Origin of the sequence: Pseudomonas sp. URMO17WK12:I9 (genome assembly GCF_900230165.1) — a bacterium.
Classification (GTDB): Bacteria; Pseudomonadota; Gammaproteobacteria; order Pseudomonadales; family Pseudomonadaceae; genus Aquipseudomonas; species Aquipseudomonas fulva.
On record NZ_OCMQ01000005.1, the window covers coordinates 139261 to 151676 of the forward strand.

Genomic DNA, 12416 nt, shown 5'->3' on the forward strand with positions numbered 1-12416 from the left:
GGTCCTGGCCTAGCAATATGTACGGCCGATGACCACACGTGCGTGGCTACGGTGGGTCTCCCGATTCAAGGAGGCCCACCATGCCCACCGCTCGAGCCGCTTCATACGACCTCAAAGCCCAGGTCAACGCGCAATTTTCAAGCAGGCCTACATTACGGCAAGTAGCCAGCCGGCAGATCATGGGTCTGCTGATCGAGCACTACCCCCTGATCGCCGTCCATCGCCCCACGCTCAAGGATGCCAACCAGCTGAGCCTGGTCAGAGCTAACCCCGATGGGCAAAGCGTATCGACCCTTCCGCTCGTGGACGAGATCCTCAAGGCAAAGCTGCACAACCGGGTGCTGGACTTCGCGCCAGTGGCCAATTTCAACCAGTATCTGCTGCTCGACGGCAAACATTTCTTCGCCATCCCAGATCCGTTCGAGACAGCAGAGGGCGATCAAATCGATCTCTTCGCTCTGCAACCTGCCTTCGAAGACCTGCTGCTTTTACTGGATGGCTACTTCAACGCGGCGCAGGTCGAGTACTGGCGTGCTGTCGGCAGCATGGGGGTCAGCCGTGACCGCTGGCTGCAACTGGTCTTGAAGACGGCGCTGCTGCACAACCTGTCACTTCAAGGCTTGAGCGCTCGGCAGCAGGCATGTTTGCGTGGACTCTTGGGCAGCCCCAGTGAGCGGCCGACGGTGTTCATGGTGGAGATGACCCGCCCCTATCAGAACACCACCGTTAGCCGATTCCTGCCCGATCTTATCGTGCAAGGGCAGTGGGATGAGGGTGAGACAGTGCTGTGGTGCAAACCGTCCGGCGTGGTCTGGGCGTTCGACACGCTGGATGAGTTCGCGCAGGCCCTGCAGCAGGAATATCCCGGCCTTGTGGACGAGCTAGAGATGGCCTGGCATCGGCATGAGCTTGAAGGGGATCCCTTTGCGCAGCAAACGGCCATGATGCAGGAACTCATGCTGGGGCAAGTGAACGACCTGTACAAGGCGCCATTGACCGACGTCACGCAGTTGGAAAACGGCTACTTTGCATTGAGCGATCCTGCGCAATGGTTCATCGAAGGTTATGTCGACCCGTCCGATTTCAAGAAAGCGCCGGTAGGTGTATTTCGGGTGGCAGCAGCCGATAGCTTCGCTTGCCAGAGCGCCTTTTTCGAAATTGCCCTGGCCCAGGCCGACTCGGACGGGGAAGGGGCACTGTCCGGGATTCTCGATCTTCACAGCTACACCCGTCAGCAATTGCGAAAGCAGCTGTTGCAGGACCATCCGATTGATGCCAATTACTTTCCCGATGATGTGCTTCTGGAATTGAGCACTGCCTACGGGGTTCCTGGCGGGGCAGGTACGGGCGCCGGCGACGGCGTTGTGGAAAAGCGCACTATCACGTTGACGGAGTTTGCCATTGGTAACCTGAGTTCGCTCGGGCAAGCGACCATCACCGCCATCGGCCACCGTGAAGATCAGCTGATCATGGATTGGTTGACCGTTGATTACCTCAAGCAGCTTGTCTGGCGAGTAGACATCGGTGCTACTTACCCAGCGTATGTGGTCACCCATCTCGACGACGCGCAGCGCCAACCTGAGCGGGTCAAACGCTTCGCAGGAGAATGGCGAAGCGCATTCCTCAATAGCGCCTTGCTGGCGAAATTGACGCAACAGTTGAGCGAAATCGGCCTGCAGGCTATTTCCGATTATTGCGGCGGTAGGCTGGACGCAGCGCAACCGGCCAGCACACTGATGCCGTTCGCATTGCGACGTGCGCCGGACAGTGAGCAATACGATCGGGTGCATGGCATGTATGTCCTGGTCAATCAAACCCCAGGGACCGTTGTGCTGTACAGGCCCCTCTACGGCGGGAAGGCCGTGCTGGAATTCACCAGTACGGACGCTTTGATGGCTCAGGTGCGCGACGATGCTGAGCTGCAGACCAGCATCCTTGACTGGCTCACGCCTGAAGTGCGCCCGGTCTACGACCACGGCGGCTTCAGCGAGCCTCATCTGGGGCATTCGATCATCGATACCTCGATCTTGCCCGGGCGTGTAGCGCCTGCTCAGTTCTGGGCCAAGCCTTGGTTGGATGCTGTCGATCTCAAGCTGTACAGAGCCAACCGCGATTTGCTGGTCGATTTGGCCGAGCGCAGCTCGGTTTCCAACGCAGAAAGCCAGTGGGCGATTCTCACTCAAGGTGCCTGGTTGCTGTTCGATGTCGCTTCTATGGTGGTAACAGGGCCCGTCGGCGCCATAGCCTGGATGGTCCAAACGCTCAATGCCGCGGCGGCCGACGAAAAAGCCATCCGAGAAGGTACGGCGTTCGAGTGCTCGGCTGCCATTGTGGATATCGTGCTCAACCTGGTAATGGCACTGGGGCATGTGTTCGGACCAAAAACTGCCGCCAAGCCGGTAGAGTTACCCGATGCCTTACGCCCTTCAACGTTGGCGCCGGGGTCGACACTCCCAGTGCTGGCCGATGCCGATATGCCCACGCAAGGCAAAGTCTACCTTCCTGGGCCGGTCACCAAGCCGCAGGCGATCATGGATTTCTCCTTTTCTGGTGGGGAAGGGTTCAATGCCTTGCCGGTCGAAATGCGCAGCAAGGTCTTGGGGTTGCGCGTGCAGATCGATCTGGAAGAGCACTCGCCCGCTTCCAGCGGGGAGGCCGCAGGTCTTTACACGGTCGATGGGCAGCGCTACGCAAAAATGCTGATGGGCACCTTTGCTGTATCGGTTGATACCGAGGGTGTGCGGATCGTTGATGCGCAGGGCCAGCCTGGCCCGTGGTTGAGGTATGTGGGGGGAGCGTGGCGTATCGACTCGGGCCAACGCTTGCTCGGCGGTATGCCCAAGAGCCGTCTTCAGCTTGTGCGCGAAGAGAACATGCGCCGCGAAGAGAGCATGCGTGAAGAGGATGCGCGCTTGACGTATGCGCGCGAAACATTGGCCGAGACCTATGACCGACATGCTTCTGAAGTGGATAAGACCACCGAAAAACTTGAGGAACTCGAGCGAGTCGAAACGCCCGATGCACAGCAGCTGGAAATGATCAGTCTACTGCGCCAAGTCAGAAGGGGGCAGCGCCAGTATGTGTGCAAAGACCTGGACGCACTCATCAAACACGACAGCGAGCACGACGCTCTGCTCATGTCGGGCGGATCGGTAAGACCTTCCAGTCAGCTCGTCTCGACCACGGTAGCGTATCAACGCAGTATTATCCGACGTGGCCTGTTGAGGTCCTGCGAGATGTATTACAACTTGCTGGCGGATATGATCAATGAGGAGTCCATAGACGCACAGCTTGAGGAAATCGCAGTCCTCCCTACCACTGAGCAGGAGCAGCAACGCTACAAGCAATTGACCGCCTCGCTCGAACGCGTGACGCAGTGGGCCAAAGACATGCTGGCCTTGGCCGCTAAACTTGATCCTCTACTTGAGAGCACCCGAGCCGACAATGACATTGTGTTCCAGGACGAGGATGGCAAGAGCGAAAACAAGCATCTTGAACTGACCAGAATCATTCAACAGCGCCAATTGAACGCCATTGATCTTGAGTTTCGACTGCTTGAAGACCTTGGCGAACTGTCAGTTGATCGTCTCCGGGGCGCCTCTGAAAAGCAGATCAACGAGTACAACGAAATGTTGGTTGGAAAGGCACTCAAGAGTGCGGGCAGTGCGCATGGTGAATTGGCTGGCAGTAGCCTGTCTGGCGAAGAGCGAGTCGCTGTGCTCAATGACGTGATCGATGCGTACGAAGAGACCATTGGCATGGCGCAATACCTGGCCGGCGCCAAACCTGAAGCTATCCGGCTCGATAAGCTCCAGCAGTATCTGGAAGAGCTACGCCGGTTGAAGCTGTTGGCCAACGAGGAAATGCAGGCCAATCTTCGTGAGGTCGAGCAGACCAAGACCTCTGCACCACGCGCTCCCGTCTATGCGCCGCGCGGCGGTGTGCGTCGAATGGTCAGGACCCAGCAGGGACGTAATGTTGTGGGTGTCGAGAGCGTCGACGACGCAGGCCTGCCCGTGGTGCAGCAAGTGGACAGTCATGCGAAGGTGTTGCGAACCTTTCGCCGGCAGAATAGCCAGTGGCAAGAGGTCGAGCCCTTAGGCACGACCGAACATTCGCCTGGCCCTGCCATAAGGCTAAGCGAACTACGCCGACAAGCGCAGAAGCTGATCGATGGCGTTGATGCCACGGTTGCGATGGCAAAGAAATTTTTCGCCAAGAATGAGCCCCTGGGATTGACCACGATTGTCGATCAGCACGTCAAAGACCTCGAAAGCAATCTGGCGCTTTTGCCCCGAACGGATGCCGAGAGTGCGTTGAGAGGGCGAATCGAGCATGCAATCACCGAGCTCGAAGACCATCGTCAGGAGCTGCTCAAAACGTATTACCTGACCTGCAAGACCCCTACCTTGAACGCGCTCAAGTTCCTTCACGGACTGGGTGAGATCAGCATTAGTCAAGCCGATCGCAGGGTGCCGTTGGGGGCAAACGATTACTTGGACACCTACGAGATCAAACGGGCGTCAGGCAAGCCTATCTGGGAGGCTCACTTTCACTACCCCGCCGTCGACACGCCGGATCGAGAATTTTCTCGAGGGCATCTGAAATTGTGGGAGCAGCGCAGGCTTGGGCATCAAGCCGTGTTGCGGGCCGCGAAGAAACAGGAAGTGCTCTCCATCTACCGTGGCCAGCTACGCAAAGGCGATGTCGAGGGCATCATTCCATTCGGGTAACGCTGTTGACTGTGATGGCCTGTGCTCTGCTCGCCGCCCGGGGGGCAGGGTCCAGACGTCACCGACGTGCCTGCGCTGGCATGAAGGCACGCGCTCGACTCGCTTCGCAGGCCCGCACGCGACGCCCGCTCAACGATTGCTGTAACGGCCTTGCTTGCCGTGGGCGGGCATGGCCAGGTTGCTCCGTTCGGCAATCATCTGTTGCAGGTTGATCAGCTTCACACCCTGTCGCGCGAGGGTGGGTAGCTCGCGCTCCAGCACTTCGAGGGTTTGTGGATACGGGTGGCCAATCAGCACCGCTGACCCCTGCTTGCGCGCCAGGGCGATGCCTTGGTGCAGTTGGCGCGTGATTGCCTCTGGCGTGCGCTCGTCATCCAGAAACACATCCCTGGACACGTTCGCCGTACCCTGTGCCTGAGCTTGTGCCGCGGCCACGGTCGCGGCGCTAGTGCGGCTGTCGACGAAGAACAGGTCGCGTCGCTGTAGCTCGCCCATCAACCAGGTCATGGCGTCGCGTTGTGCAGTCATACGGCTGCCCATGTGGTTGTTCACACCAGCGGCATAAGGCACCTTGGCCAGGGCTGCATCAAGACGCCTGGCAAGCTCGGCCAGCGGCACGCCGGGGTGCCAGGCATAGGGCCCGGTGGCCGGGTCCATGGGCATGTGCAGGATGACGGTTTTACCCGCCTTGTGCGCTTGGCGGGCGAAGTCGGTGGCATGCGGGGTGTCAGGCATGATGGCCATGGTCACCGGCCCCGGCAGCGCCAGGGTTCGGCTGTCGCGTTCGGGGCTCTGACCCAGGTCATCGATGATGATGCTCATGTACGCCTGGCCGGTGGGCGCTGCGTGCGCCACGCCCGCCACCAGCCCGATCAGCAGATACAGCAAATAACGCATGGGTGGCTCAGCTGCCTTTGGTGATGTTCAGGCCCTTGAGCAGACTCAGGGCCTGGCTCAGCTGGAAGTCGTTGTCCTGGGGCCGCTCCTTGCGCTTGCTGCTGCCTGTGGGGCGGTCGGCGCCACCATTGCCGTTGCCCAGGTGCCCTTGCAGGTCGGCTTCCTTGAAGTTGTCGTTGTCCGCTTCGGCCGTAAGCTTGGCCTGGCGGACCTCGATGTCCGGCACGATACCCTGGGCCTGGATGGAGCGACCGTTGGGGGTGAAGTACAGGGCAGTGGTCAGTTTCAGCGCACGGTCGTTGGCCAGTGGCAGCACTGTCTGGACCGAGCCCTTGCCAAAACTGTCGGTGCCCATCAGCACGCCGCGCTTCTGGTCCTGCAAGGCGCCCGCAACGATTTCCGAGGCCGAGGCACTGCCGCCGTTGATCAACACCACCAGTGGCACACCTTCGCTGGCATCGGCGGGGTCAGCCGAGAAGCGCAGCTCGGAATTGGCGATCCGCCCTTTGGTGTACACGATCAAGCCCTTGGTCAGGAAATGGTCAGCCACTTCCACCGCCGACTGCAACACGCCCCCCGGGTTGTTGCGCAGGTCCAGGATCACGCCACGCAGCTTCTTGCCGTTGTCCTTGCGCAGCTTGGCCAAGGCCTTGCCCACTTCGTCGCCGGTCTTGACCTGGAACTGGGTGATGCGGATGTAGCCGTAGTCGTTCTCAAGCAGCTGGCTCTTGACGCTCTTGACCTGAATGACTGCACGGGCCAGCGTCACATCGAACGGCGTACCCCCGTCGCGCACCAGCGTCAGGGTGATCTTGTCGCCCACCTTGCCGCGCATCTTGTCCACGGCTTCGGTCATGGTCTGGCCACGTGTCGGTGCGCCGTTGATCTTGACGATCAGGTCCCCCGCCTGGACACCTGCCTTGGACGCCGGCGTGTCATCGATGGGCGAGACGACCTTGATGAAGCCGTCTTCCTGGCCGACTTCTATGCCCAGACCGCCAAATTCACCACTGGTACTTTCCTGAAGCTCCTGGAAATCTTCAGGGCCCAGGTAGGCCGAGTGGGGATCAAGGTTGCTGAGCATGCCCTTGATGGCGTTTTCCAGCAGGGTCTTGTCATCGACAGGCTCGACATAGGCCGCTTTGATGCGGTCCATGACTTCAGCGAAAGTGCGCAGCTCTTCAAGCGGCAGCGGCGCCTTGGCCGTTACCTCTGTGGCCGGCACGGCTGCCGCCTTGGTCGGCTCTGCGGCAACGGCCAGGGGTGCGCCGACCGCCAGGGCGATGGACAGGGCCAGCTGGGTAAGACGGGGCGAGTGCAGCATGTCGAACGAACTCCTGATCCTGTAGACGCTCCCTTCGGAGCATGGGCACAGCACACGCTGCGCCACATAAGTTTGACTAGCCGCGGCACCACTGGGAGGGGTCGGAAGGCCGGCCCTGCTGGCGGATGGCGAAATACAGACCGGCAGCCTCCTGGCCACCACTGTCGCCGACTGTCGAAATGGCTTCGCCCGCCTTGACGACGTCACCGGCGCTCTTGAGCAGGCTCTGGTTATGGCCATACAGGCTCAGGTAACCATTGCCATGGTCGAGAATGACCAGAAGACCGGCGCCACGCAACCAGTCGGCGAACACCACACGGCCTCCATGGACAGCCCGCACCTGGGTACCGGGGTTGGCACTGATCATCACCCCGTCCCACTTGGCGCGTGAATCACCGCCGCGGGCATCCCCGAAGCGTGCCAGCAATCGACCATTGACTGGCCATGGAAGTTTTCCGCGGGAAGCAGAAAATGCACCGCCATAACTGGCACCGTCGCTCGAAACCATGGGCCCGAGGGTCGCGCGGGCCTTGCGAGGTGGCTCGACCGGCTCGGGTGCCTTGTCACGGGCGGCGGCGAGGGCCTCTTGCTGGCGGCGTTTTTCCGCTTCCTGCTGGGCCAGCAGTGCGCGTTGACGAGCCTGCTCGGCTTCACGCGCCTGGCGGGCCAGGGTTTCCTCGATGGTCTTGAGCACCTTGGAGAGGTCGGCCTGGTCCTGCTCGCGGGCGCGCAACTTCTGGTCGCGGTCTTTCACATCGCCGTTGAGTTTGGCCAGCACCTCGCGGCGCTTGCCCCGTTCGACTTCCAGCGCCTGACGGCGGGTGTCGAGGTCGGCGCGCTGGGCCAGCAATTGCGCTTGTTGGCTGCCGATGTCGCGTTCCACACCGGCCAGTTGGCGCAAGGTGTCATTGAAGGCGCGCAGTTGCTCCAGGCGTGCCTTGCTGAGGTAATCGTAGTAGGTGAGCGTTCGCGCAAATTTTTCGGGGTTCTGCTGGTTGAGCAGCAGCTTGAGGTATTCCTCACGGCCGTTCTGATAGGCCGAACGGGCCTGAATGGCGATCAGCCGCTGTTGTTCAACGCGGGCGCTCTGGAGTTTTTTTTTCTCGGTATCAAGGCGCTCCAGTTCGCCCTCGGTCTTTTTTAGTTGCTGCTGCAGGGCCTCCACCTGCTTCTCCAAGTTGCCGATGTCGGTTTCGGTGGCCTTTAGGTCTTTCTGCACACCTGCCTTTTCTTCCTGGAGCTTGCCCAAGGTTTTCTTGAGTTCGGCGATGTCCTGGCGGGTGGCGTCCAGTTGCTGCTGGGTCTGTGCGCGCTCATCGGCGAACGCCGGGGTGAGCAGGCAAGACAAGGCGAGAAGGATCAGGGCGCGAAGCATGGGTTTGACATACCGGGGATGGAGACTGGCCTAGTATGAATGAGCGGCAGGCTGCACGCTACACGCCACAGGAAGGGGCCGTGAACCGGCACGTGCTTCGTGTGGCGTGTGGCATGACCGTCAGGCGTCGATCAGGATGGAAGTGCCTGTCATCTCGGCAGGCTTCTCCAGCCCCAGCAGCTTGAGCATGGTCGGTGCCACGTCTGCCAGCACGCCGCCTTCGCGGACCTTGAGGTTGCGCTTGCCTACATAGATGAACGGTACTGGCTCGGTGGTGTGCGCGGTGTGCGCCTGGCCGGTGGATTCGTCTTCCATTTGCTCGACGTTGCCATGGTCGGCCGTGATGAGCGCTTCGCCACCGACCTTTTCAAGCGCCGCGACGATGCGGCCCATGCAACCATCCAGGGCCTCGACGGCCTTGACTGCCGCATCGAACACACCGGTATGGCCAACCATGTCACCGTTCGCGTAGTTCACCACGATCACGTCGTGACGCTGCTGCTCGATGGCTTCGACGATACGGTCGGTGACCTCGGGCGCGCTCATTTCCGGCTGCAGGTCATAGGTGGCGACCTTGGGCGATGGGATAAGGATGCGCTCTTCGCCTTCGAATGGCTCTTCGCGCCCGCCCGAGAAGAAGAAGGTGACATGCGCGTACTTTTCGGTCTCGGCGATGCGCAGCTGGGTCTTGCCGTTGTTCGCCAGGTATTCGCCCAGTACGTTGTGCAGGCTGGCCGGCGCGAAGGCGGCCGGCGCCGGGATCTTGGCCGAGTATTGGGTCAGGCCGATGTACGCCGCCACTTTCGGCAGGCGCGCGCGCGGGAACTCGTTGAAGTCAGGCTCGACGAACACGCGCGACAACTCGCGGGCGCGGTCGGCGCGGAAGTTCATGAAGATCACCGCATCGCCATCTTCGACCTTGACGGGCTCGCCGATGCGCGTGGCCTTGACGAACTCATCGCTCTCATCGCGGGCGTAGGCTGCTTCAAGGCCGGCCAGGGCAGTATCGGCAGTGTATTGCGCGTCACTGTCGACGATCAGGTTGTAAGCGGCGCTCACCCGGTCCCAGCGGTTGTCGCGGTCCATGGCGAAGTAGCGGCCGATGAGGCTGGCGATGCGGCCTTTGCCCAGCCGGGCGAAGGTGGCGTCAAGCAGCTCGATGGAGGATTGGGCGCTGCGCGGCGGGGTGTCGCGGCCATCGAGGAAGGCGTGCAGGTAGATTTTTTCGGCACCACGCTGCGCAGCCAGCTCGGCCATGGCAACGAGGTGGTCCTGGTGGCTGTGAACGCCACCGTCGGACAGCAGGCCGAGAATGTGCACGGCCTTGCCAGCGCCCGCCGCCGCATCGACCGCACCCGTGAGCACCGGGTTGGTGAAGAACTCGCCGTCACGAATGGCCTTGGTGACGCGGGTGAAGTCCTGGTAAACGACGCGCCCGGCGCCCAGGTTCATGTGGCCGACCTCGGAGTTGCCCATCTGGCCATCCGGCAGGCCGACATCCATGCCCGAACCGGAAATCAGGCCGTGCGGCTGGGTAGCCTGCAAGCGGTCGTACACCGGCGTGTTGGCGGCGTGGATGGCATTGTATTCAGGGCTTTCGCTGTAACCGAAGCCGTCCAGGATGATCAGGACCAGGGGTTTGGGCGTGCTCGTCATCAATCAAACTCACGGTTGTTCAAAGATGATAAAGACACGCATTTTAGGGCAAATGCGCTGGGTATGGGCGAATAATCGTCCTCGAACCCGACCGGTGCACCCATGCGGCAATGTGTAACGGCGCTTGATCGGCGCTCCGGTCAGGCTTTGGTGGCACCGGGCTGGTGTGTATACTGGCCGGCATTTTCAATCGCGTGGAACACCCCAGATGGTTGCTAACCTGATTCAATTCGCGACAAACCACTACCTCCTGGTGGCGATCTTCGTCGTTCTGCTGGCGGCCTTGCTGGTCAACGAAATCCGCCGTGGCGGGCAGAGCCTGAGCAATGGGCAACTCACCGCCCTGGTCAACGCCGACAAAGGGCTGGTGATCGATATCCGCCCGGCCAAGGAATATGCTGCCGGTCACATCGTCGGTGCGCTCAGCATCCCCCAGGACAAGCTGGCCACCCGCATGACCGAGCTCGAAAAGCACAAGGACAAGACCCTGATCGTGGTGGACGCGATGGGTCAACATGCCGGCACCGTGTGCCGCGACCTGCTCAAGGCTGGTTACAACGCTGCCAAGCTCAGCGGTGGCGTTTCCAGCTGGAAAGCCGACAACCTGCCTTTGGTGAAGTGATATGAAGCCTGTCATCGTCTATTCCAGCGACTACTGCCCCTACTGCATGCGTGCCAAGTACCTGCTCCAAAGCAAGGGTGTGGCATTCCAGGAAATCAAGGTCGATGGCAAGCCGCAGGTTCGCGCTGAGATGACCCAGAAGGCCGGCCGCACCTCCGTGCCGCAGATCTGGATCGGCAGCACCCACGTCGGTGGCTGCGATGAACTGCATGCCCTGGAGGGCGCCGGTAAGCTCGACGCACTGCTGGCCGACTGATTTTTGCACTGCATTCCCAAACATTAGGATAAGGATCTGCCATGACTGACCAACAGACCACCGGCGCTGCTGCAGAAGACAACAGCCCTCAGTTCTCGATGCAGCGCATCTATGTGCGTGACTTGTCGTTCGAAGCCCCGAAAAGCCCGCAGATCTTCCGTCAGACCTGGGAGCCGAGCGTCGGGCTGGACCTGAACACCAAGCAGAAGGCCCTGGAAGGTGACTTCCACGAAGTGGTGCTGACCCTGTCGGTGACGGTCAAGAACGGTGACGAAGTCGCCTTCATCGCCGAAGTGCAACAGGCGGGTATCTTCCTGATCAAGAACCTGGATGCCGAGTCGATGAGCCACACCCTGGGTGCGTTCTGCCCGAACATCCTGTTCCCGTATGCTCGCGAAACCCTGGACAGCCTGGTGACCCGTGGTTCTTTCCCGGCCCTGATGCTGTCGCCGGTCAATTTCGACGCGCTGTATGCGCAAGAAATGCAGCGTATGCAGGAAGCCGGCGAAGCACCCACCGTGCAGTGATCGCCCGCTTCACCAAAAGCGCCCTCAGGGGCGCTTTTTGTTTGTCTGGCGTACAGCCTCACGCCGGCAGGTCCCGTAGGGCATTGCGCTGCTGCCTGACGCTAGTCAGCTACCGGCAAACCCGTTCTGACGCCAGGCTTCGTACACCGTCACAGCTACCGTGTTGGACAGGTTCAGGCTCCGGCACCCGGGGCGCATGGGCAGTCGCAGTCGTTGTTCGGCGGGCAGGCTGTCCAGCACATCCGTCGGCAGGCCGCGGCTTTCGGGGCCAAACAGAAATGCGTCGCCAGGCTGGTAGGCCACTTCATGGAAAGGGTGCGAACCCTTGGTCGTGAAGGCGAAGAGCCTTGGCTGGCCCAGGCTTTCCAGGCAGTGCGCCAAGCTTGGGTGGCGCTTGAGCGTGGCATACTCGTGGTAATCGAGGCCTGCGCGGCGCAAGCGCTTGTCGTCCAGTTCGAAGCTGATGGGCTCGATCAAGTGCAGCGCGCACCCGCTGTTGGCGCACAGGCGAATGATGTTGCCCGTATTGGGTGGAATTTCGGGTTGAAAAAGGATGACGTGAAACATGCACGGCTCCAAGCATGAAGATGGTGAGCATTCTACCCCTGAACCGGACGTGCGATCGAAAGCCTTCCCCCGGGTGATGCTTTCACTGGCAATCGTGGGCGTGATGATCGGTTTGATGATTGGCCGTCTGACCGCGCCCGTGGAGCGCGAGCTGCAGCAGGTGAGCGTGGCGCAAGATGGGTTGGTGTTGTGGTTCAACGCAGAACCCAAGCTGCATGGGGAGAATGTGGAAGGTACCGTGGCGTTGCTGTTTCAGGCCAAGGGCCGCCCCCAGCGAGGGCAGTTGACCGTGCGTGGCAAGCCGGTCAGCTGGCGGGTGCAGGACAGCCAGGAGGGCCTGCTGTTGACGGTGGTGGCTGCGCGTACGCTGCAGGGCCACTGGTCCAGTGAAGAAGTGTCTGGACGCTGGCGGGTGCAGGTGGACCTGCGCGAATAAAAGAGGGGATTCCCGGCCTGCCT

At 60.9% G+C, this 12416-nt stretch carries 10 protein-coding genes; 5 read left to right on the plus strand and 5 right to left on the minus strand.

Features of this window, described 5'->3' with window-relative positions:
- Window positions 1-80: 80 nt before the first annotated feature.
- Window positions 81-4733 carry a DUF6543 domain-containing protein gene (locus tag CRP40_RS12660; RefSeq protein WP_027914081.1) on the plus strand — a complete coding sequence of 1551 codons (4653 nt, stop codon included), beginning with the start codon at window positions 81-83 and terminating at the stop codon, window positions 4731-4733.
- Between the two features lie 129 nt (window positions 4734-4862).
- Here CRP40_RS12660 and CRP40_RS12665 read toward each other — a convergent pair whose 3' ends face one another.
- The 4 genes from CRP40_RS12665 to gpmI all read right to left on the minus strand — a co-directional run bounded on the left by CRP40_RS12665 (window position 4863) and on the right by gpmI (window position 9985).
- Entirely contained in the window at window positions 4863-5630 is a 768-nt protein-coding gene (locus CRP40_RS12665) for a divergent polysaccharide deacetylase family protein (RefSeq protein WP_027914080.1), read from the minus strand.
- Between the two features lie 7 nt (window positions 5631-5637).
- A complete protein-coding gene (locus tag CRP40_RS12670) occupies window positions 5638-6954 on the minus strand; it encodes a S41 family peptidase (protein WP_023533072.1) in 1317 nt (438 codons plus the stop codon).
- 76 nt (window positions 6955-7030) lie between these two features.
- The gene (locus tag CRP40_RS12675) at window positions 7031-8329 is read right to left on the minus strand and encodes a murein hydrolase activator EnvC (RefSeq protein ID WP_027914079.1); all 1299 of its coding nucleotides are present in this window, start codon (window positions 8327-8329) and stop codon (window positions 7031-7033) included.
- A 120-nt stretch (window positions 8330-8449) separates the two neighbouring features.
- Complete coding sequence (gene gpmI / locus CRP40_RS12680) at window positions 8450-9985, minus strand: 2,3-bisphosphoglycerate-independent phosphoglycerate mutase (RefSeq protein ID WP_027914078.1); 1536 nt, start codon at window positions 9983-9985, stop codon at window positions 8450-8452.
- Between the two features lie 208 nt (window positions 9986-10193).
- Here gpmI and CRP40_RS12685 point away from each other — a divergent pair, with 208 nt between their 5' ends.
- The 3 genes from CRP40_RS12685 to secB are packed head-to-tail and all read left to right on the plus strand — an operon-like array spanning window position 10194 to window position 11390.
- On the plus strand, window positions 10194-10607 hold the full coding sequence (locus CRP40_RS12685; RefSeq protein ID WP_023532978.1) for a rhodanese-like domain-containing protein: 414 nt from the start codon (window positions 10194-10196) through the stop codon (window positions 10605-10607).
- A 1-nt stretch (window position 10608) separates the two neighbouring features.
- On the plus strand, window positions 10609-10863 hold the full coding sequence (gene grxC / locus CRP40_RS12690) for a glutaredoxin 3 (RefSeq protein ID WP_027914077.1): 255 nt from the start codon (window positions 10609-10611) through the stop codon (window positions 10861-10863).
- Between the two features lie 41 nt (window positions 10864-10904).
- Complete coding sequence (secB, locus tag CRP40_RS12695; RefSeq protein ID WP_023532907.1) at window positions 10905-11390, plus strand: protein-export chaperone SecB; 486 nt, start codon at window positions 10905-10907, stop codon at window positions 11388-11390.
- A 105-nt stretch (window positions 11391-11495) separates the two neighbouring features.
- Here secB and trmL read toward each other — a convergent pair whose 3' ends face one another.
- A complete protein-coding gene (gene trmL / locus CRP40_RS12700; RefSeq protein ID WP_027914076.1) occupies window positions 11496-11957 on the minus strand; it encodes a tRNA (uridine(34)/cytosine(34)/5-carboxymethylaminomethyluridine(34)-2'-O)-methyltransferase TrmL in 462 nt (153 codons plus the stop codon).
- On the opposite strand from trmL, the gene CRP40_RS12705 reads away from it, so the two are divergent.
- Window positions 11956-12393, plus strand: coding sequence for a hypothetical protein (locus tag CRP40_RS12705; RefSeq protein ID WP_027914075.1), 438 nt, complete (start codon window positions 11956-11958; stop codon window positions 12391-12393). The two genes, trmL and CRP40_RS12705, sit on opposite strands and share 2 nt — an antisense overlap.
- Window positions 12394-12416: the final 23 nt, after the last annotated feature.